Here is a 21,398-nt window from a genome sequence, read left to right as displayed (position 1 = left end):
TCCTCCCTATGCAGCCATTGAAAGTGTGTGTGCCAGGAGTGCTTCCTGAGACATGTGTGGGCTGAAGTCATCCTCAGCTGAGTATTCTTGGCTGACGATACGCCAGCTCCAGCGCTCCATAACCTCGTTCACCGGAAGCTCCGCAAAAGGCGTGCGTCCGTGATGCACCGTCTTCGGTGAAGGACTGATGGAGTCCTCCGACGCATCGGCGATTAAAGACGCACACTCGAGCAGCTCGTGTGCAGGCATCTCGCCACCGTAAACACGCTGGAGTTCCGCGTATATCTGGCGAACTTTTTTTGGCTTGTTCATAGTTACTCTCCCCTGTGAAGGTTCGTTCTAATTCCGGTAAGTGCAGCGTCTGTGTCGCGGCTCCATAAGGTGAGATTCACCACGCAGCTCTGCTTCGTGCTAATTAATTCTTCGCCGGACTGGTAAGATGCGCTATTTAAGGTCAGGCATTCGAGCCCAGGCATCTGTTCCGCTTTAAAAAAAGGCGCAATGGCTAGGCCGCCAAACTGCCTTGGTTGATCGAAAGCGAGATGCTTGGGTAGTGGTGCTGTCATTGTCTCTCCAGAGTAAATATTTTGTTTTCAATATAGGTATAGCAAAGGGCGTGCCAAGTTTTTATCCGAACAGAGAAAATTTAATAAGTCATTGAAAATAAACAATAAATATAATTTAATCATCACGGTTTGGGTATTGACAGCCTCACGGCCGGCACCGAGCACATAAAAAAAATACCCATAACATAAGAATATTTGCTATATTGACCTTCGATTGTAAGGTGGGGATAGACGCTCTGATCGAGGGCGCAGCAGAGGGCTAGGTATATGACAAAAGAAGCACTTGTCTGTTGGGTGGGAAACAAGGACTTCAAAGCCGCGGAAGAGGGGGGTGCCCAGCTGGGCCCCGTTCTGAGTACGCTGCAAGAGAGGCCGCACCGGCAAGTGCACCTTCTTTACAACTACCCCGCAGAGCGCGTGGAGGCCTATCGAGATTGGCTGGAGTCGCAGATAGAGGTAGACGCGCACCTCTACAAGGCCAAGCTCGAGTCTCCAGTTCATTACGGCGACATTTACCAAGAGGCGAGTCGGTTACTCACCAAGCTCCTGGATGAAATTGGTAAGGATCAGTTGTCCGTACTGGTGAGTCCAGGCACGCCTCAGATGCATGCTGTTTGGTTGCTTATGTGTAAGACCACTCTGAAGGTGCCGATGTTGGAGTCATCGGAAGAGCAGGGTGTTGGTGATGTAGAAGTACCTTTTGATATCGCAGCAGATTTTATTCCGAGTATTCTGGCCGAATCCGATGCGACCCTTAGGCGCCTTGCCTCGGGACAAACCGCAACTCCGCCCGCATTCGCGGACATCATTACGCAGAGTCCCGTCCTGAAAGCCCAGATCATCAAAGCCCAGAAGATTGCAGAACGTGATATCCCCGTATTGATCCTCGGCGAGTCAGGTACGGGTAAGGAGCTTTTTGCGAGAGCAATACATGAAGCCAGTCAAAGAGGGGGTGACCGCGGTGCCGGGCTTGTATCCGTAAACTGCGGTGCCATATCACAGGCGCTTGTGGACAGTGAGCTGTTTGGCCATAAGAAAGGCGCATTTACTGGTGCAGACAAGGACAAGGCTGGATATTTCGAAGTGGCCGACGGAGGCACCATTTTCCTCGATGAATTTGGCGAGCTTCCCGCGGAGACGCAGGTGCGCCTTCTGCGTGTGTTAAATGATGGTACCTTTGCCCGCGTGGGTGACACCGAACAAAGAAAGGTGAATGTGCGCGTGATTGCCGCAACCAATCGCGATTTGATGGCTGAGATGGTCGAAGGTAATTTTCGCGAAGACCTCTTTTACCGTGTGGCTGTGGGGGTGGTCAATCTTCCGCCTCTGCGCGAGCGGGAGGGGGATCTGATGTTGCTAACGGATAAATTACTCGAAGGCATCAATAGCGAAGCGCTGGACCTCGATTCCGGCTATAAGCATAAAAAATTATCTGCTAAAGCAAGAAATATTATCAAGTCGCATGGTTGGCCTGGTAATGTCAGGGAACTCCAGGCGAGCCTTACTCGGGCATCTGTCTGGTCTGGAGGCGAGACCATCACCGAGCGGGAAATGCGCGAGGCGCTCTTGGAGCGGCCCGCGAAGGCGGGAGACCTGCTTGGCAGAAAATTAGATAATACCTTTGATATTCAGGAGCTTATTAAGGATCTGAAGAAGCACTACATAAAAAAGGCGCTCGCGGAAAATGGTAACAACAAGACCAAGTCGGCTGAAAAACTGGGGCTGAAAAGCTACCAGGTGTTGAGCAGCTGGATGGAAGATGTGGGACTAAAGGAATAGTTGGCACGCCCTTTGCTTTAGGGGCAGTATGGATAGAATCGAAATAATGACATCACAGAACTTCGAAATGCTTCGATCGCACTGGCCCGACCTGGCAAACCTGGGTGGTCACGCGGAGAAGTACGTGTTCGATGATCCCCAGAGTGCGCTAATCAAATTGCGCTGCTTTGCTGAAAAGGTGGTGGGCGTTGTTTATAGGGAGTGGTCTTTGCCCTGTTATCCCAACGACAAGTTTATTGACCGCCTGGAAAACAACGCTTTTGCTTCAGTAGTAGACCGCGGCATCATCGACAAGCTTCATGCTATTCGCAAGGAGGGTAACAAAGCCGCACACGAGGGCAAGTTTGGCAAGGGTAGCGCTCTCTGGTTGCTGCAAGAGTCACATATACTCGGGTCCTGGTTGCTCATTTGCATGAAGCGAGGCGCGCCAGAAGACCTCAAGCCTTTCGTGGAGCCGCAGCCTGCTGAAAAAAATTCTGCCAGTAAGACCGAAGCGCTTAACAAACGCCTCGCAGAGCATCAGGCTCGCTTCGACCAAGCCCTAGCCGAGCTCGAAGCCTCCCAGAAATCGGAGCAACTGGCGCAACAGGAGGCCGCCAAACTCAAGCAGCAGCTGGATGAGACGGCAGCCGCGCAGCACAAGCAGGCCAATGAAGTCGCCAAAAACCTGCTGGAGCTGAACGAAGCCCAAACGCGCCGGCGTCTGATCGATACCGAGCTACACAGCCGCGGCTGGAATATTGACCTGGTAAACGGTAAGGACACCGAAGAGGTCAAATTCGAAGTCAAGGTGGACGGCCAGCCCACGCGCACCGGTATCGGCTATTGCGACTATGTGCTCTATGACGACAACGGCAAACCCCTTGCAGTCATCGAGGCCAAGCGCACGCGTGAGAATGCTGAAAAAGGACGCCAGCAGGCCAAGCTTTACGCCGACGCGCTGGAAAAGGCGCATGGTCAGCGTCCGGTCATTTTCTACACCAATGGCCACGACATCTATATTTGGGACGATGCCCAGCAAGCGACGCCACGTAAACTCTACAGTTTTTATGGAAAAGACAGCCTGCAGTACCTGATCCGTCAGCGAGCCACGCGCAAGGACTTAAACGCGACCCCCATCGATACCGATATCGCCGGGCGGATGTACCAGATCGAATCCATCACCCGTGTCTGCGAGCGTTTCACAGCAAACCATCGCAAGGCGTTGCTGGTTCAGGCAACGGGCTCGGGCAAGACTCGCGTGGCAATTGCGCTGACCAAGCGCATGATCGACGCCGGTTGGGCCAAGCGTGTGCTGTTCCTGTGCGACCGTAAAGAGCTGCGCAAGCAAGCGGGCAAAGCGTATAACGAGTTCCTTAGCGAACCGCTCTACATCGTGGGCAAGAGCAAAAAAGAAGATCGTGCGACTGCCCAGCTCTACATCTCAACGTACCCCGGCATGATGCGTATCATGGAGGACTTTGATCCAGGGTATTTCGACCTGATCATCGCTGACGAATCACACCGCTCGATCTACAACGTGTTCGGCGACATCTTCAAATACTACGACGCGCTGCAGTTGGGGCTGACCGCCACACCGGTGGAGATGATCAGCCGCTCGACCAGCCAGCTGTTTGGCTGTGAGTATAAGATGCCCACAGCTAACTACCCACTGGAGCAAGCCGTCGCAGACGGCCACCTGGTGCCCTTTAAGGTGGTCAGCCATACCACGCAGTTCCTGCGTGAGGGTATCCAGGGCCATAGCTTGAGCAATGAGCAGATCGCCGAGCTGGAAGAGCAAGGCATAGACCCCAACGAGCTGGATTTCAACGCAGCCAGTCTCGATAAGGCGGTGTACAACAAAGATACCAATCGCGCCATCCTCAAGAATCTGATGGAGAGCGGCCAGCGGCTGGCCGATGGTCAGACTTTGGGGAAATCGATTATATTTGCCCGCAATATCCAGCATGCCGATCTAATGGCTGAACTGTTTGCCGAGATGTATCCAGAATACGGCGGCAACTTCTGCCGCGTGATTCATTCAAAGTTAGAGCGTGCCGAGGAACTTATCGACGATTTCAAGGCGACAGACGGCAAGGATAGCGAAATTACCATTGCTATCTCTGTCGACATGCTGGACACCGGCATCGATGTGCCGGAAGTGCTGAACCTAGTGCTCGCCAAACCGGTTAAATCTAAGGTGAAGTTTTGGCAAATGATCGGCCGCGGCACCCGCCTTTGTCCAAATCTGTATGGCCCTGCGACCGATGGCAGCGACGATAAGTCTAAGTTTCTGATCTTTGATCACTGGGCCAATTTCGAATACTTCGAGATGGAGCCGGAGGAAGAAGAGCCGCGCCAGAGTAAATCTCTCAGCCAGAAATTGTTTGAGTCGCGGCTGACCTTCGCCGAGGAGGCGCTAAAACGCGGCGAGATGGATGCCTTTGGCAAGATGGTGGTGTTGATCAAGCAGGACATAGACAGCCTGGATGACAAAAATATCGCGATCAAGGATAACTGGACGCTGAAGCAACAGCTCAGCCAGGTTGATGTGTTACACCAGTTTGCGCCGGTGACCAAAAATCTGTTGTTCGAGCAGATGGCGCCACTGCTGCAGTGGCGCAATATCAAGGCGCAAAGCGAGGCCCTGAAGTTCGATCTGGATGCTGTAAATGCACAGTATGCTCTTATGGCACAGCCCGAGCTGCTTGAGCCGGTAAAGGAACAGATACTGGGTAAGGTGCGCAGTCTCTCCATGCACCTGAACCAGGTGCGCAGCAAGGCCGCGGACATCAACCAGATCCAGCAGGATACTTTCTGGCAGGTGGCCACGTTCGATGACTTCGAGCAACAGCGTCAGAGCCTGCGCGGGGTGATTCACCTGCGCGACAAGGGCGCTACGCCACCCTCGGAGCCGCTGATGATCTTGGATATTAAGGAAAAAGCGGGCGAGTACCGAACCGAGGAGCGCAAGACCAATATCCGTACGGTGGACTACGAAATCTACCGGCAGGAAGTCGAGAAAACGCTGAAGCCGCTATTTGAAAAAGACCCAGTGCTGCAGAAGATTCGTGCAGGGGAGCGGGTAACAGAGGCCGAGCTGGAACAGTTGAACGCGATGGTGCACACGCAGAACCCTCGTGTAGATCTCAACTTGTTGGCAGAGTTCTTCCCAGAATCGACCGCAGGTGTTGACCAACTGTTGCGTACCATCGTTGGCCTAGATGCCAGCGTGATAAAGCAACAGTTCACCAAATTTGTTCAGGAACACCACATTGCGCTGAACGCGATTCAGCAGCGCTTTTTGGGCCTTTTGGAAAGTGAAATCTGCCGCCGTGGCCACATGACCGTCGCCGACTTGTACGAGCAACCGTTCAAGTCACTGCACACCGACGGTATTGATGGGCTGTTCCAGAACGAACAGGCGCACCTGATCGCGGGCTTTGTCGCGGGGTTTACCGTTAAGGCAAATGAACCAGTGCAAAAAGTACAGCTGCCAGCATCCGGGCAGACAGCAGAGCAACCAAAACATTAGATACAGCATGGCCTGGGCTAGCCAGGCAGCAAAGCGTTTAAAGAGAAGACAATGATTACAGGCGAATTAAAAGGCAAAATCGACAAGCTCTGGGGAGAGTTCTGGACGGGCGGTGTCACCAACCCCCTGACGGTGATCGAGCAGATCACTTTTCTGATGTATGCGCGCTTGCTGGATATGAACGAAACCAGCGATGAAAAGCGTTCAGAGCGCACCGGAGAGTCATTTGGGCGACGCTTCAATGACGATCAGCAAAAACTACGCTGGCAGAACCTGCGGCATATCGAATCGGCTGACGAGCTGATGAAAGTTGTGCGCGATGAACTCTTTCCTTTCTTTAAGACTACCAGTGGCAAAGGATCACTGTTTACCGAGTTCATGAAGGATGCGCAGCTGATGATCCAGAAGCCGGCATTGCTGCGCAAGGCCATCGACATGGTCAACGAGTTGCCGCTGAGTCAGGGCGACACCAAAGGTGATCTCTATGAGTATTTGCTTAGCAAGCTGACAACCGCAGGCATCAACGGTCAGTTCCGTACGCCGCGGCACATCATACGGGCAATGATTGACATGATGGACCCGGTGGCCACCGATCGTATCTGCGATCCGGCCTGCGGCACAGCGGGCTTTCTGAGTACTACCTACGAGTTCATGCTGGAAAAATACAGCTCAGAGGATGGCACGATCCGCGAGACAATCGTGGATGAGAATGGCGAAGAGGATGAACAAGTAATCTACACCGGTGATTTGCTGGCAGGGCACCGAGAGCATGTTGATCGCGACATGTTTCATGGATTTGATTTCGATGCCACGATGCTTCGCATTGCCTCCATGAATCTGGTGATGCACGGGGTCACGGAGCCGGATATTCACTACCAAGATACGTTGAGCCAGGGTTTTGTTGAGCGTTTCCCCAAATCAGCCAGAGACGGCTTTGACCTGGTGCTGGCTAATCCGCCGTTTAAGGGCAGCCTGGATGAGGAAGATATAGATCCAGCGATACTGCGCTCCGTTAAAACCAAGAAGACAGAGCTTCTATTTATCGCATTGATTCTGCGCATGCTCAAAGTCGGTGGCAGAGCCGCGGTAATCGTACCGGATGGTGTGTTATTTGGTTCTTCCAAAGCGCACCAGCAACTGCGTAAGACGCTGATTGAAGATAACCAGCTGGAAGCGATCGTTAGCCTGCCCAGTGGGGTATTCAAGCCCTATGCGGGAGTCAGCACTGCGCTGATAATCTTTACAAAAGGTGGCCAGACCGATCAGGTGTGGTTCTACGATTTGCAGGCGGATGGGTTCTCTCTGGATGACAAAAGAACGCCTTTGCGTGGAGAGGGTAGCGATGACCTGCCGGATTTGGTGTCGCAGTGGAAAGACTACAGCACTAAGGCTGCAACAGGAAAGTCAGTGGAACAGTGGAGTGATAAGACGGCCAAAGCTTTTCTTGTAGAGAAAGCCGATATTGCAAGTAATAAGTATGACCTTTCTATCAATAGCTATAGAGAGGTGGTGTATGAGGCGAAAAATTACGAGCCGCCTAAGGAAATCATTGGGCGGTTGATGGAGCTGGAGGAGAATATTCAGCAAGAGTTGAAAGAGCTGGAGTCGATGCTTTGAGAAGTGTGGTGATCGAAAAACTGGGGAATCTAGCGCAAGTTAAAGGAGGTAAGAGACTCCCTAAGGGTCAGGCTTTCGCTGAAGGAAAAACAGAATTTCCTTATATTAGGGTTACTAATTTTCACTCGCGCACCGTTGACAAGAGTGATCTGAAGTACATAACTAAGACTACCCATGATCATATAAAAAGATACGTCATATCTCAGAATGATGTATATATTTCTATAGCAGGAACGATCGGCATAGTTGGTAAGGTTCCACCGGATTTGGATGGGGCTAATTTGACTGAGAATGCTGCGAAAATTGTTATCAATGACACTGCCGTAGTCAATCAGGACTATCTATTATGGTACTTATCGACCCGGGGGCAGCGCCAAATTGCATCAAAGAAAAAGATCGCGGTGCAGGCGAAGTTGGCCCTTTATCGAATTGAAGAGATAGAGGTCCCCCTCCCGGCTCTTGAAGAACAAAAACGCATCGTCTCTATCCTAGACAAGGCAGACAACCTCCGCCGCAAACGCCAGCAAGCCATCCAGCTCGCCGACGAATTCCTGCGCGCTGTTTTTTTGGATATGTTTGGTGACCCAGTAATGAACCCTAAGGGATGGGAGAAAGTTGCCTTTGCAACCTTGTTGGATGCGATTGAAAGCGGGGCTAGTCCTAAGTGTGAATCGCGTCCAGCAAAAAAAAGAGAGTGGGGTGTCTTGAAGCTTGGCGCAGTCAGTTATTGTGTTTACCGCCCAGGAGAAAATAAGGCAATGTTTGAAGATAGTGTGCCTGATGTAAGGCATGAAGTTCAACAGGGTGATCTGCTGTTTACCAGGAAAAACACGTATGAACTCGTGGCAGCGTCAGCAATTGTTGAGGAAACTCCGGAAAGGCTTTTGCTTCCTGATCTGATTTTTCGTTTTCAGACGAACTCAAGAGTAAACAAGTTCTACTTGTGGGCGCTATTAACTCATAGTGGTATGAGACGATCGATTCAGTCCCTAGCTTCGGGCGCGGCCGGTTCCATGCCGAATATTTCAAAAGCGAACCTTAGATCAGTTTCGCTATGTTTACCCCCAATATCAGAGCAGGAGAAGTTCGAGATAATTTGTAGAAATATATGGGACACTAAGAAAAAGATATTAGAGGTGATGAACATTCCGTTGTTTGAATCACTTAGTCAAAAAGCATTTTCAGGAGAACTTTAGCCTGTGATTGGTCATTTAAAAAGCCACAACAAATCCGAGTACTATTTACAGGTTCAAAATCCATGAAAATCACAGAGCTAAGCCTCACCAATTTCCGATCTTTTAAGGAGACTCAGAAGATCGAGTTTGCTCCCGTTACCTTGCTTTTCGGGCCAAACAGTGTCGGTAAGAGCTCTGTGCTACTTGCCCTATTCTATTTGCAGCAGATTCTAGAAAAGGGCCAATGTGATCCCGTCCGAATTGAAGCGCTAGGCGATAAACACATCGGTGGTTTCAAAAACTTGGTTAATGGTCGTGACCTCGGCAAGGAAATGGTCATAAAAGTTAGCTTTTCAACCGCTGATGATATTGGCGCCACCTACAATGACATCGAGGATATTGTCAGTGATGACAGTCTGGAATTGTATGCCCTTAACTCTGATAGTCCTGCCGCGGAGGCCAATTCCGTGAGTCTGGAGTTTAGGTTAGGCTGGTCTGATTCAGAAAAAACCGCTTTTGTGTCTCGATACACTGTCTGGTTAGATGAAGAATTGGTTGCTGAGGCGACTAGTGATCCTGGCTTGAAACAACCTATGATCAGCTATATCAACTACGAGCACCCTTTAGTTGTAGATGAAAATGGCGAAGACGATTTCGCAAGCCATTTTCATCGCCTAATTACTGAGCCTCGCATGGCCAATGAAGCATTTGAGGTGTATGACGTGGACAGCGTTGCATCCCGCGATAAAGCTTTTTATCACGTGCCAATCGGCTTTCGCGGCAGAGCTGGCGCCTTACCGCTATTGGGGCGCCGCCTTAGTACATCGCTGAACTTAAATAGTGAGATTGATAATTGGAGAGTCGAGGAGATATTGTCGGACGTCCTAGTTGCTCCCTTGGATAATCTACTGGAGTTTCTCGCAGAAAGTTTGTGTATCGGGCCATTAAGAATTGTGCCAGACGACATGTATCAGGCAGACCCATACCCGCAGCAGAAAGACTGGTACACGGGTAAGGCCGCGTGGGACGCTATGCGATCAACTGACTATCTAATGAATAAAAAGATTAATCATTGGTTGAGTGATAAAGACACACTGAACATGGGCTACAAACTGGTCTATGAAGTTGAACAGGGTGAATCGCGATATATTTCGTTACCAACCGGTGCGCTGGAGGCGGACGATTTTGTCGCGCTAAGCGATATGGTGGACGTAGGCAAGCTAGAAATAACCTTTTCTACAGAAGATTTGGATGTTAATCCTGAGGCTGAGGAAACTCCAGTGTCAACTGATGCTTTCATGTCAGCTATGTCAGTTATCTCTTCGGCTTCTGAAACCACCTCCGGCCTTTACTTGGATAAAGCAGACTTCAAGAGGAAGCACATTGCCTTGTGGGATATTGGAAATAATTTGGCAGTTTCTGCGTCCGAAATAGGGGTTGGCGTATCCCAGTTAATGCCTCTTGTAGTGGCAGCCAACACGCGACAGAAGGGACTCGTCGCCTGTGAGCAGCCTGAGCTGCATGTTCATCCGAGAGTTCAGGTGGCTATAGGAGACCTGTTAACTCAAATTGAAAACGGCCCAAGTTTTCTTATTGAGACGCATAGTGAGCACTTGATCCTGCGCATCCTGAGAAGGATTAGAGAAACCGGAGACGGAGATTTACCAGACGAAATCAAGGCTGTTTCTCCTGCAGATATTTCTATCGTTCACATGGACTCTAGCGAGAATGGTGTAAGGGTGCATCGTATTGGCATTGATGAAGATGGCGAGTTTTCTAAAAAATGGCCCGACGGATTTTTCGCAGAGCGATCGAAGGAGTTGTTTTAGTGTATTCGGTGTTCGCTGTGGATCCAGAATCGATAGATAGCTGGGAGTCGCTGCGCTATATCGTCGAAAAATTCGGCTATAGCAGGGGGCTGCTTATTGCTCGTTATCCCAAACGTTGGAAGAAGATGGTCATGGAAGCTTGCCTTGCGAATGGAGTGGGTGAATATGAGCTCAAACACATCGAAGAAAAACTCAGCCTCATTAAGAATGATAGGCTCTATAGAATGGGGCTGCCTTATGCAGAGCCATCATGGATAGACAATGTTTCGCAGCCAGAAGTTTTGAAATGTTTTGACGCTGTTTTGATAAAAGGGGCTCGTGCAGGAGGCAAGTTTCATGATGTTATTAGTGTAGATGAGGAGTTATTTGAAGGCCAAAGGGAGATGCGAGTCAAACGTACAGCCTTGAATCTTGCAACAGTCGCTAAACGTTTACTCTCTGAGGTCGCTACAGTCGTTCTAGTGGATCCATACTTTCGTCCGGAACCAAAGTGCTTAAAAGTATTGTGCGAATTGGTAACGGCATCCAAGGCAAGGGGCAAGGGAGTCACCCAGGTGGTAATTTATGTGGCGTTGTCTAAGTCGCCCGAGCCCAAAGATGCGTTAGAAGGTTTATATCGAGAGTCACTAGCAGATCTAATTTCGGGAGGACTCAAGTTATCTATCTGTCGAGTTAAGGATAAGGAAATTGATTTTGATTTTCACGCAAGATATCTACTGACAGAAAAGGGTGGCCTGCGCTACGATCGCGGGTTTATTGAGCCGAATGATCGCTCCCAGCGCAACCATAAAACCGATGTAACATGCATGGACAATCAGTTGGTGGCTGAGCTGCGCGATCACTACAGGGATGACCTCACCGGTATTTTGTCAATCGATTCACTACAAATCGCTTAAAATGCTACTTGTGTCCGTTAAGGAGCTGGACAAACCACAGGCTTACTCGCCGGTGAGCACCTAGCGCATGAGTGGCGCCAGTATGGGCATAGGCCTCTTCACTCCAACTATTCGGCGTGGCTGGGCAAAAAAAACCGCTGAGCTCCTGTCTAGTATGGGCTATCAGGTTAATCGCCGTAATCAGCACCGTCTGACTGTTTGGCTGCCAGCAGAGGCTCGTCGTCTTTCAAATGAACTTTACTATTTGGATGGTCTTGAGCTTGATTCCTGTTGGATTAGCGCAAGTCAGACAGCGGTGCGTATTCATCCTCGCAGGCTGTATTTCGATTCATCCGATGCCCAATCACCCACTCGAAGCCCTGAGCGCCAGTTGCTCGGTGGGCTTGCACGCCCCGAAACGCTTTCATCACGTCTTATCGCTGACGCGGTTGGACTTGGCAGCACGCTCGTGGCCGAAAAAATCATGAAGGACTTGCCGGTCGATGGTGATTCGCTAGCCACCGGGCTCGTTCAGAACACGCGCGGGATTGGACGTTCAGGCACGTTGTTTGCTCTGGAGGCTGACCTCTGGAGAAGTTTGAGCAAAGCTAAGGCATTCTCAGTACCAAGCCGCATGAAGGTGATTCTGGTTTATGATGGGGACGAGCAATCGGCCACGGTGTCCACATACGGTGAAAAGCTGGGACACGATTGGTTGCCGGCGCTGGGGGTGCCGACCACTGCAAGCACTGTGCGCGTGGCTCAATTAAAGGCTGTGCTGCCAGAAATAAAGAAGGTGCAACGCGGAGACCGAGCGGGTGACTTCGTGGATGCTGTTTTTCTCGTTGCGATAGAAGGGCAACCAGGGCAGAGGCTGCCTGCTGACCAGGAAGAGTTACTGACCGTGCTGGATGATATGCAGCTGCCATATCGTTGTTTCTCAACGGATAACAAACAGCCTAAGTGGTCATCTCGTGCGCAAGCCGTCTCTGTGCTTGAAGGCGCGGGTGGCACACCCTACCGTCTTGCTTTGCCGTGTTCAGACAAGCTAGAGAATGCGCTGCTGATTGGCGTGGATATCGGGCACGACACGCAAAAACGCAGAATCAGCCATACCGTGGTTTCGGTGTTAGATCACTTTGGGAAACATATTATTTCAGTACGGCGAAGCGGCAAGCTGAATGAAGCGATCGATTCGGCGTGTCTCAAAGAGATGCTGTCCAAAGCAAAAGAAGTCGCTTGTGAGCGAACAGGTATTGAAGCCCGGGCGGCGGTGGTGTTCCGGGATGGCCTGGTGCCATTGAGTGCTTCAAAGGCCAGCACCGCGGCGGAGTCCGCTGAGGACTACCGTGATGGACTGCAACTGCCGCTGTCTCTTATAGAGCTCAGAAAGAGAGGAAACCCATTTCTTTATACCCAATCCGAGGCAGGGTTCGAGCTTGCGGCTCCTGGAACTGCCTGTGCGCCGGTCGGTGCGGAAGTGCGTTTTTCATCTGCATATGCAGCACAGGCAGGGTTGCCTTGGGTGTTCAAAACCCGAATTCCCCCCGGCTTTGATGATCTTGACTTGGGCCTTGATGCGGCCACAGCTATTGCGGTCGGACTGTGCTACTCGCCTTCACTTGGACTTCGAGCGCACCTGCCGGGTCCGGTTTATTGGGCCGACGGCCTAGCCGCAACGCGACAATATTCCTACAAGTTCGCTGGCCAGCCAGTTATCGAACTTTAGTCTCACAGGGGCAGCGCCCCGACCGCAGTCGGGCTTAGTGCCGAGTAGCCTTAGCCCCCCTAAAGCCGCAACCGCCTCCGCCTGACCGGAAAGCGCGCATATGACATAAAAAATTTTGTGTCTATATAATATATTTTATATTTTGCAGAGCTAGGAAATAAAAAAATCTATGTAAAACAGATACATAAGAACTTGGCACGCTTCCTGCTACAGGAGTAAGTAATTATTCTTATATTGGAGAAACAAAGTGAGCCAACGCATCGTAATAGACCCTAACGACCCCGTAACCTGCCCAGATTGCTCGCATGAGTTCCCCCTGGTGCAAGGTATTTCTCATCACCTGATCGAGCGGTACGAAGAGGAATACGACCAAAAGTTATCAGAAGAACGAGAGGCTCTCGAGGCCCGTGCGGTTCGCACTGCCGAACGGCAATTATCTGGCCGTTATGAGGAGCAGGTAGATGAGCTCACAGAGAAGCTAGAAGAGGCGCAGGCAGAGCGTGTGAAAACTCAGGACAAGCTCGTCAAAGAGAAGGAACGGGCGGCGCTTCATGCCAGGGAAGAGTCAGCAGGGGAGCTTGCAGACCTCACGCAGCAGCTCGGCGAGAAAGACAAAAAACTGGAGGACTTTCGCAAGGAAGAGCTGGCCCTGCGCAAGGCCAAGCAGGCTCTTGACCAGGAGAAGCGCGATCTTGAGCTGACATTGCAGCGCCAGCTGGAAGAGCAGCAGAGCGCTCTACGGGCTGAGATGGGCAGCGAATTTCAACTCCGGGAGGCGGAGTTGCGAAAGAAAATCGAGGATGCACAAGGTGCAAATGAAGATTTAAAACGAAAACTCGAGCAGGGCTCGCAGCAGCTGCGGGGTGAGGTGCTTGAGCTAGAGCTTGAAGAAGTGCTCTCTCAGGCTTACCCGATCGACACCGTCGAGCCAGTATCCAAAGGCGTCCGAGGGGCCGATGTGATTCAGACGGTCAAGTTACGGAGCGGCGCGAGTGCCGGAAAAATCGTGTGGGAGACGAAGCGCGCGGAGAACTGGTCAAACAAGTGGATTCCCAAGCTCAAGGATGACCAACAATCCGTGGGCGGAGAAATTGGAGTGCTAGTCAGCACCGCTTACCCCGCTAACGTTGACGAGCCATTCACCCAGATCGACGGTGTTTGGCTGGTACGTCCAGAGTTTGCAAGACCACTGGCTGATGCGTTACGCGCCATTTTGATTGAAGCTTTTCGGCAGCGCTCTGCCTCTTCAGGTAAGAATGAAAAAATAGAGGCGCTTTATGACTACGTTTGTTCGGCGCAGTTTGCCCAAAAAATCAGGGCTGTGTTGGATGCCTATGCCGCTATGCGGGACGATCTTGAGCGCGAAAAAATGGCCATGCAAAGACTTTGGAAAAAGCGCGAAGGTCAGCTGGAAAGAATAACTGTGAACGTGGTGGGAGTGTGTGGAGAGCTACAAGGGCTATCAACGGCCTCGCTCCCTCATCTGGATGAGGTGGCGCCCATTGAGGTCGCCTAACAAAACATCAATAGAGTGGAATTTTTATGAATGACGAGCAGGAAGAAGTTTGCCGCAAGGTTAGGTCAATGGCGGGGGCACTGGTCAAAAAAGGCGCCGAACCCAGTGACGTATCGTTCGCCTTGAGCATGATAGCGACTGAGCTCGGCCTAGAGGTCACGGATGGCAATATATCAGTGTTTCCTGTCGTGATGTCAGGCATTACCTATGCGGTGGCTAATGCTGTGGAAGATCGAGGCGATCTGGAGCCAGTCGACGAGGATGCCACGCCTATCGGGGCCACGGTCCATTAAAAGGTCAGGGCATAACAACGAATTTAAGCAGATTGGCGCAGAGTTTATATCAGGGATAGCAAGACGAAATGGGTAATGTTTTAAAATTTGTACCAAGAACGACATTTGTAGAGGAAATACGTAATGGCGTCATTACAGAAAATATTCGAAAAGCACTCCTCGCCGAGCGCGACAACCTTATCGAGTCGAAGCCACATTCATGGGATTTAAAATTTGTCTCTTCGATATTGGAGCTGCCGAATCCCTCAGAAAAAAGAATGTCGGCCAAGCAGATAGACCAGCTAGAGAGAATTGTGGGCCATTGGAAGTATAAGCATGAAAAGCGTTTTGAGCCGAGCAAGGGCGCCGGTGAAAACAGAGATAATGTTATATGGCTATGACGTACCGTGATTTTGGTCAGTAGACGGTCGTCAGGAAGCCAGTCGAGGCACAGGACGCTGAGTCATACGATTTTGCGGTTGACGGCGGCGAAAGGCAGGCCACTAGGATGGACTTGCCGTTACAACGACGATTTGATCTGAGTGAATTTAAAGAACTACCCCAGCCGGCGGTGGGGCATATAACACCGGCAGTTGGAGCTGGCGTCGGCTGCGAGTAAGCGCAGTTGATTCCTTTAGCCGACATGGAATTGGCCAGAAGCATGAAGCGCAGTGAATAGGTGCAGCGAATAGTGTGGCTATTAACCATCTAGGTGAGCCAGTGATCCAAGCGGACGATAGGAAAGACTACCAGCGGGTGCAAGGCCCGCGCTAACCGATAACCATCAGGGAAAGGCCATGCACCATAGCACCGTTATTTTTTGTATCCGAACGCTATTCGCTGCGCTGGTCGCGGTGGGTTGGGCATATCAACTTGTCGTTGTCCAGATCATTGTGGTCGGATCGATTCTGTTTGTGGCGCATTTTGCCGGACGCATTTTATACAGTGCTCACCGCGCTGGGTCGATGGCCGGGCTCGTCAGCGTAATACTGTCTCAGACGATACTGACGGGAGACGATGACGCGGAAGATAAGCGCTGGTTCCTGAGCATGTCTGAGACACCAAAACTGTGGTCGGTTTTCCTGACGTACGACGTACCGATAGCCGTGCTGTTGACCTACTTCGGCTCGGGCGGATGGGGCGCGCTGTACTTGGGAGCGGCCACCGTTCTTCACGTTTTACTAAAAACCGTACGGGGCCAGCTTGAAGCCACATCGGACTAGGCGCTATCTGAGCGAAGAGATTGATAGCTGGCATCCCAAATGCCTCGAGGGAAAACGGGGGACACATGCAACACTTTTTAGAACTGATGAATATGATAATCAAAGGAGAGAAAGAAATGATAGGCAATGCAATTAGACAAAAATTTCCCGATAGCCGCGGCACTGAAGTTGCTATCAGTTTACTTGAAAGGCTGCAGGAAGCGCTTCGTCACTGTGGAGATTATCAATCTCTGTCACAAGAAATACTGACGGGGACGGATATAGATTCTGGGCTAACCGAAGGGAATTCAGATTCTCTGCTGGGCCGTCATGGGGGCTGTAACGTGATTCCATCAAGTGGGGAGGACGGCCAATGCTGTGACCTTGTACTGGCGCTCGCGCGCGGCAAGGGGAAAGGTGAACAATCTTTCAAGAACGTCCTCCGAAAGCTAAGAGAGCACCTGATCCATTGCAAGGGAACACAGGTTGCGGTGCTGCTTAGCGATAGGTGGGCGCCAGAGGAGTTCGAAGAGAGTAGGATGGATATTGAAGGGCATGTGCGGCAGGGCATGATCTTTATTCCGGTACTGGTAACGGAAACATCTCTGACTATTTTCTCTACATGAATTTCAGGCCAACAAGACGTTACTTCTCGTGAGTGAAAAATACGGAGAGCTAAATGGTTAAAGAGCAAGTGCTTTCAAAAACCCGCTTTATGGCTGGACTGCAGTGTCCTTTGCGGCTGTGGCTGAGCGTTAATGAGAAGAATACACCTGAATCCGACGTAGACGAGGTCTCTCAGGCAAGAATGGAAAGCGGTAATCGGGTGGGCGAAATCGCCAGAAATTACTTCCCCGGCGGTATTCTTATAGAAGGTGAACGATATGAGTATGAGAAGAAGTGTGTTCTGACCCAGGACGCCCTGAAGAATGGCCATTCAATTATTTACGAGGCGGCTTTCATGCACGAGGGCACCTTCGTGGCTATCGATATTCTGGAGAGAGGTTCAATAGGTTGGATTATTCGGGAGGTTAAGTCGACTACCAGCGTAAAGACTGAGCACGTTCTTGACGCTGCTATCCAGTTAATGACTGCAAGGTCGGCAGGCCTTGACGTTGTTCGTGCAGACTTACTGCACTTGAATCGGGAGTGCCGATATCCGGATCTGACGAATCTATTCGCCTCTGAGGATGTCACGGCGGGAGCAGAGGAAATGATAGCTGACTTGCGGGCTCGTGAATGCGAGTTGAAATGCGTGATGGCAGAGGATGCTCCTGAGGTAGAGGTCGGGGCTCACTGCGATTCACCCCGGGCATGCGCTTTTAAAAGTCGATGCTGGCCTGAAATACCAGAGCATCATATCAGTACACTTTATCGTTTTGGACAGGCCAAGACCCAGGCGCTGATTGAGCAAGGCGTCCATACTATTGATCAGGTTGATGGCAGCACAAAGTTAAATGCTACCGCGGCAAGGCAGGTCGATTCTATAGTCAGTGGAAGGGTGATCGTCGAGGCGGGGTTAGGACCCGCCCTAGATAGCTTGACTTTCCCAGCAGCGTTTCTTGATTTTGAAACCGTCTCTATGGCGATTCCTGTATGGGATGGGTGCAGTCCGTATACTCAAGTCCCTGTGCAATTCAGCTGCCACTTCATGGATAGTGGCGGTGCGTTGCAACATCATGAATGGTTGGCAGTCTCCGGATGTGATCCGAGGCCGCAGCTGGCCAAGGCTCTCGTGAAGGCCTGCGAAGGGGCGGAAACAGTGGTTGCTTATAACGCCGGCTTTGAAAAGGGCTGTATTATTGGTCTAGCTCAGGTCTGCCCGGAACTGGAGGAGCAGCTGATGGCAATAGCGGATAAACTGGCCGATTTGCTTCCTATGGTAAGGAATAACGTTTACCACCCTCAGTTCCACGGTAGCTTTAGCATTAAGTCAGTGTTGCCAGCATTAATTCCAGGCATGGGGTATGCAAACCTTGATATTGCTTCCGGTGATCTGGCTGCTCTGAAGTTGGAGAAGATGATTTTAGGTGAGATTGAGGGCAATGCGGATGAGCTGCGATCTGCCCTTCTGAAGTATTGCGAGATGGATACATTGGCAATGGTAGAGCTATATCGAGAGCTACAGAGCCTCGCTGGTAAGGAGGTGGTCTGACTGCGTTTTGAACTACGCCTTCATAGGTAAGGCGAATAGCCTGCGCCGCCATGCCGCGCCCCTGGTTGATCCAAAAGGGTGTTGAAGGGTGATAGCATTGAAAAAATGTTTCTGATCAAGTTGGTGAAATGTGCTGTGAATACGACCAATAGGTGCTGGCCAAAAAGCCTATCGGCGTATAGTATTATACGCCATCATGTGAGCGGCTGACGGCCGGGAAAGACCGGCAATTATAGCTTTGCGAACTATTAAGTCAGTTGCCTATTGTTTACCGTTGCTAATATAAAACGATATCGCCAACGTGTGGGTTACCAAAATGTTGAAGTACCTAAAAATTCAGAATTTTAAGGCGTTCGGTCCAAATACGCCCCCGATTGAGCTCGCCCCCATAACTCTTATATTCGGACAGAACAGCGCGGGAAAGAGCTCAATACTCCAGGCGCTTAGTCTATTGAAACAGACGCAAGAGTATGGGTTTGGGGATACTCCATTACTACCTCGTGTAGAGGGCGGCCTAGTAGATTTAGGTAGCTACAAGGAGTTTGTATTCGATCACGATGATTCTTGCGAAATGAAGCTGGGTCTTTCTTTCACACAGAGCAAAGTGCAGGCTAGAGCCATTTCTATGCCTGGTGCCGGTGGAATGGAATATGGCTTTAAGATCAGTGAATCTTCGGGTGATATTGTCTTCTCTAATTTTCGAATTTTAACAAGCGATCTGCAGGAGAGTCTGGCGACTCTTAAAGTGAAGAGGGGCACAACACGTGACCTGCGAGGCTATCCACCTTCATCTCGCGCGAGTTTACAAGGCACAAGGTATCAAATTGATTCGGAGAGGAGGCCTTTTGTTGCAACATGTACAGATATTTCCAAGAAAGAGTACGTGTGGGAGGAGCTTTATCAGTTCTGGTTCGAAAACAGAGAGATCGTTATTGACTCTATGTCAGAAAAGCTCTCGCTCAAGGAAAGAGAGTATGCCTCACGAGAATCAGAGGGAGATCCCAGGCGTGAGCATATGGCGAGAATGCTCGGTGACTTAGAAGATAAGGGGAAAGATGGCAACGCGATCGGGTCTTTTAATGATAGAAGGATGCACTTAAGAAGAGCACTCGAGGAGCAGAGGGAAAACTTTAAAAAGTTGCAGAGTGAAGCAGAGGAGGAAATTTCGCATATTAAAGAAACGATAAAGTTCTATTCCAGAGAGTTCGGAATCAACGAGTTTATCGAAAGATTTGTTGCCTGGGGTTTAAAACAGCGAAGCGCCGTTATCGGTTTTAGTATTTCTGGACGAAATGTTAGAGATTCATCAAGTCTGCCAGAGGTGTTTGCGTTAGAAGAATATGGTGTATCTAAAAGTTCTGGACGATTCGCTAGTAGCTCAAACTACGTAGATGTTATGCGAACATCATCAGTATTGAGCCGGGGAGTAGTAGAATCGCTGTCTGCTCTTTTCCCAATGGGTCCTTTTAGAAGGCCGCCTGAGCGTTGGTACTTCTTCACAGGTACTAGCCCTAAAGATGTAGGTTACAAGGGCGATCATTTACCTGATCTCCTCTATCGCAAGCCTGAAGTTCTTAAGCGAGCAAACGAATGGTTGGAGCGACTAGAGATTGGGTATCAACTTAGGATTAAGGAAATAGGTGACTCTGGCTCTGATCTATTTGAGGTAAGATTGATTGATAGCAGGCGTGATAAAGAAGTTGAAGTAGCTCTATCTGATGTCGGATTTGGTATTAGTCAGATACTGCCGTTTATCGTTCAAAGTCTGGCTTCGCGGGACAGAGTCATATCGATTGAACAACCCGAGGTGCATATACACCCTCGCTTACAGGCCGATCTGGGTGACTTGATTGCCGAGTCGATTAGTAAGCCATATTCTCACCAATTTCTTATCGAGACTCACAGCGAGCATCTAATCCTGCGGATGCAAAAACTAGTGCGAGAGGGAAAGTTGAGGCCAGAAGACTTATCAGTCTTATTTGTTTCAAGGGGAAAACTCGGCTCCGAAGTAAATAGAATAAGATTAGATAAAGATGGTGACTTTATTGACGAATGGCCTGGGGGATTTTTCTCGGAAAGAAGAAGAGAACTGCGTTTCTAATTGGGGAGTGCTTTTATGTTGGTAAGCATTGTAATCGATCCCACCTGTTTCAGCGCGAGCTGCGTTTCTGATGTTGGTTCTAGGTCTTCCGCGGAGAGACTGCTTTCAGTCTTTACTCATAATGCTGTGCTTCTCTGTGATTCGAAGTCGACGTTCTTCATGACTGTCCTGGATGGTTTAGAACAATTGGGTCCTAAGCTTGGTCAGCAACTCTTGATACAGGGTGTAGATCTGTCGAATAGAACAGAATCAGTTGTCGAAATTGGCTATCAGTTGCCAGGGGAGGGCGTGGATAGACTACGTCATATCGCACATCATCTTTCGGCAGATATTGTGGTCTGTGCCAATGAAGGGGATGTTGAACAGCTAGAAGATTTAGTGAATGAGGGCGTTGAAGTTTGTCAGCTAGACTCGTACCTAGAATCTGTTGCAGAGCAGGATCGAGATAACTGGAGGTCTCCGCAGCGGCTCGACGACCAGCCCAAGGAAGAGGTGCTGAATGTGCTCGCTCGATTGGTCAAGTATGCACCTGAGCTGATTGTAATTGATAGGATGGTGGCCAAGTGGGCGAATGAAAAACCGGAGCCAACTCGCCGGCTGAAGGAATGGGCGTATGGCATAGTTATGTTGATGGAGCTGTGGAATCAGCATTCGCCAAAAGCTGGGAAGCTTGATGCAAAACTTGTGATCCTCACAGAGGGCGGGTCTCCCGGTGGTAGAGGAGGTGCCATCAACGCGCAGCGTGTTGTAAAGAATCTCAAAAAGGCTCTTGGTCAAGCTGACCGTAAAAATATACTGGACGACATAGTGGTTGACCTAAGGCGTGATTCCATTCCGTCTGTTTTGCAAGACAGATGGATTCGGTCCGGTTTAAGGTGCTGGCAGGTGAGTCATGAAACAGAGGCGTTAGCAGATGTTGAGAAGCCCATTGGTTCACGAAAGATTTTGATGATTAACCCTGACTCTAGCGGAGGCAGAGGGATAGTTGACCAAGTCTTTCGCCTTAAGCGCATAGAGTTGCCTGCTTGATGAAGAGATGTAGTGCTTCGAAGATCTAAGAACACTATG

Annotated in this window: 16 protein-coding genes; 15 read left to right on the top strand and 1 reads right to left on the bottom strand. The window is 50.2% G+C overall.

What is annotated here, in order from left to right:
- Window positions 1-6: 6 nt before the first annotated feature.
- The gene (locus tag ABXT62_RS13065) at window positions 7-312 is read right to left on the bottom strand and encodes a hypothetical protein (protein ID WP_415355719.1); all 306 of its coding nucleotides are present in this window, start codon (window positions 310-312) and stop codon (window positions 7-9) included.
- 521 nt (window positions 313-833) lie between these two features.
- On the opposite strand from ABXT62_RS13065, the gene ABXT62_RS13060 reads away from it, so the two are divergent.
- The 15 genes from ABXT62_RS13060 (at window position 834) to ABXT62_RS12990 (ending at window position 21,359) form a co-directional block, all read left to right on the top strand.
- Window positions 834-2,345: a sigma-54 interaction domain-containing protein gene (locus ABXT62_RS13060; protein ID WP_415355718.1), complete on the top strand. Its 1,512-nt coding sequence runs from the start codon at window positions 834-836 to the stop codon at window positions 2,343-2,345.
- 28 nt (window positions 2,346-2,373) lie between these two features.
- Complete coding sequence (locus tag ABXT62_RS13055) at window positions 2,374-5,859, top strand: DEAD/DEAH box helicase family protein (RefSeq protein ID WP_415355717.1); 3,486 nt, start codon at window positions 2,374-2,376, stop codon at window positions 5,857-5,859.
- A gap of 51 nt (window positions 5,860-5,910) precedes the next feature.
- Window positions 5,911-7,476: a type I restriction-modification system subunit M gene (locus ABXT62_RS13050; RefSeq protein ID WP_415355716.1), complete on the top strand. Its 1,566-nt coding sequence runs from the start codon at window positions 5,911-5,913 to the stop codon at window positions 7,474-7,476.
- Window positions 7,477-7,484: 8 nt separating this feature from the next.
- Window positions 7,485-8,672 carry a restriction endonuclease subunit S gene (locus tag ABXT62_RS13045; protein ID WP_415355715.1) on the top strand — a complete coding sequence of 396 codons (1,188 nt, stop codon included), beginning with the start codon at window positions 7,485-7,487 and terminating at the stop codon, window positions 8,670-8,672.
- A gap of 62 nt (window positions 8,673-8,734) precedes the next feature.
- Entirely contained in the window at window positions 8,735-10,480 is a 1,746-nt protein-coding gene (locus ABXT62_RS13040; RefSeq protein WP_415355714.1) for an AAA family ATPase, read from the top strand.
- The gene (locus ABXT62_RS13035; protein ID WP_415355713.1) at window positions 10,480-11,376 is read left to right on the top strand and encodes a hypothetical protein; all 897 of its coding nucleotides are present in this window, start codon (window positions 10,480-10,482) and stop codon (window positions 11,374-11,376) included. Before ABXT62_RS13040 ends, ABXT62_RS13035 begins: the two co-directional genes overlap by 1 nt.
- A gap of 67 nt (window positions 11,377-11,443) precedes the next feature.
- Window positions 11,444-13,084 carry a hypothetical protein gene (locus tag ABXT62_RS13030; RefSeq protein ID WP_415355712.1) on the top strand — a complete coding sequence of 547 codons (1,641 nt, stop codon included), beginning with the start codon at window positions 11,444-11,446 and terminating at the stop codon, window positions 13,082-13,084.
- 247 nt (window positions 13,085-13,331) lie between these two features.
- Window positions 13,332-14,600 (top strand): DUF2130 domain-containing protein, encoded by a 1,269-nt coding sequence (locus ABXT62_RS13025; protein ID WP_415355711.1) that lies wholly within the window; start codon window positions 13,332-13,334, stop codon window positions 14,598-14,600.
- Window positions 14,601-14,626: 26 nt separating this feature from the next.
- Complete coding sequence (locus tag ABXT62_RS13020; protein WP_415355710.1) at window positions 14,627-14,893, top strand: hypothetical protein; 267 nt, start codon at window positions 14,627-14,629, stop codon at window positions 14,891-14,893.
- 68 nt (window positions 14,894-14,961) lie between these two features.
- Entirely contained in the window at window positions 14,962-15,273 is a 312-nt protein-coding gene (locus ABXT62_RS13015) for a hypothetical protein (RefSeq protein WP_415355709.1), read from the top strand.
- 396 nt (window positions 15,274-15,669) lie between these two features.
- Window positions 15,670-16,095 (top strand): hypothetical protein, encoded by a 426-nt coding sequence (locus ABXT62_RS13010; protein ID WP_415355708.1) that lies wholly within the window; start codon window positions 15,670-15,672, stop codon window positions 16,093-16,095.
- 116 nt (window positions 16,096-16,211) lie between these two features.
- Window positions 16,212-16,700 (top strand): hypothetical protein, encoded by a 489-nt coding sequence (locus ABXT62_RS13005; protein ID WP_415355707.1) that lies wholly within the window; start codon window positions 16,212-16,214, stop codon window positions 16,698-16,700.
- Between the two features lie 53 nt (window positions 16,701-16,753).
- A complete protein-coding gene (locus ABXT62_RS13000) occupies window positions 16,754-18,229 on the top strand; it encodes a DUF2779 domain-containing protein (protein ID WP_415355706.1) in 1,476 nt (491 codons plus the stop codon).
- Between the two features lie 316 nt (window positions 18,230-18,545).
- The gene (locus tag ABXT62_RS12995; protein ID WP_415355705.1) at window positions 18,546-20,330 is read left to right on the top strand and encodes an AAA family ATPase; all 1,785 of its coding nucleotides are present in this window, start codon (window positions 18,546-18,548) and stop codon (window positions 20,328-20,330) included.
- A 159-nt stretch (window positions 20,331-20,489) separates the two neighbouring features.
- The gene (locus ABXT62_RS12990) at window positions 20,490-21,359 is read left to right on the top strand and encodes a hypothetical protein (protein WP_415355704.1); all 870 of its coding nucleotides are present in this window, start codon (window positions 20,490-20,492) and stop codon (window positions 21,357-21,359) included.
- Window positions 21,360-21,398: the final 39 nt, after the last annotated feature.

The organism is Halioglobus sp. Uisw_031 (assembly GCF_047729875.1).
Taxonomy (GTDB): Bacteria; Pseudomonadota; Gammaproteobacteria; order Pseudomonadales; family Halieaceae; genus Marimicrobium.
Note: the sequence above shows the minus strand (reverse complement) of the source record. Positions and strands in the feature narration are given on the sequence as shown.

Excerpts from the sequence above, each read along its gene's own strand:
- ABXT62_RS13050 (WP_415355716.1), top strand. The coding sequence starts at position 5,911 with ATGATTACAGGCGAATTAAAAGGCAAAATCGACAAGCTCTGGGGAGAG.
- ABXT62_RS12995 (WP_415355705.1), top strand. The coding sequence starts at position 18,546 with ATGTTGAAGTACCTAAAAATTCAGAATTTTAAGGCGTTCGGTCCAAAT.
- ABXT62_RS12990 (WP_415355704.1), top strand. The coding sequence starts at position 20,490 with ATGACTGTCCTGGATGGTTTAGAACAATTGGGTCCTAAGCTTGGTCAG.
- ABXT62_RS13015 (WP_415355709.1), top strand. The coding sequence starts at position 14,962 with ATGGGTAATGTTTTAAAATTTGTACCAAGAACGACATTTGTAGAGGAA.
- ABXT62_RS13030 (WP_415355712.1), top strand. The coding sequence starts at position 11,444 with ATGAGTGGCGCCAGTATGGGCATAGGCCTCTTCACTCCAACTATTCGG.
- ABXT62_RS13040 (WP_415355714.1), top strand. The coding sequence starts at position 8,735 with ATGAAAATCACAGAGCTAAGCCTCACCAATTTCCGATCTTTTAAGGAG.
- ABXT62_RS13010 (WP_415355708.1), top strand. The coding sequence starts at position 15,670 with ATGCACCATAGCACCGTTATTTTTTGTATCCGAACGCTATTCGCTGCG.
- ABXT62_RS13005 (WP_415355707.1), top strand. The coding sequence starts at position 16,212 with ATGATAGGCAATGCAATTAGACAAAAATTTCCCGATAGCCGCGGCACT.
- ABXT62_RS13060 (WP_415355718.1), top strand. The coding sequence starts at position 834 with ATGACAAAAGAAGCACTTGTCTGTTGGGTGGGAAACAAGGACTTCAAA.
- ABXT62_RS13065 (WP_415355719.1), bottom strand. The coding sequence starts at position 312 with ATGAACAAGCCAAAAAAAGTTCGCCAGATATACGCGGAACTCCAGCGT.
- ABXT62_RS13000 (WP_415355706.1), top strand. The coding sequence starts at position 16,754 with ATGGTTAAAGAGCAAGTGCTTTCAAAAACCCGCTTTATGGCTGGACTG.
- ABXT62_RS13055 (WP_415355717.1), top strand. The coding sequence starts at position 2,374 with ATGGATAGAATCGAAATAATGACATCACAGAACTTCGAAATGCTTCGA.
- ABXT62_RS13020 (WP_415355710.1), top strand. The coding sequence starts at position 14,627 with ATGAATGACGAGCAGGAAGAAGTTTGCCGCAAGGTTAGGTCAATGGCG.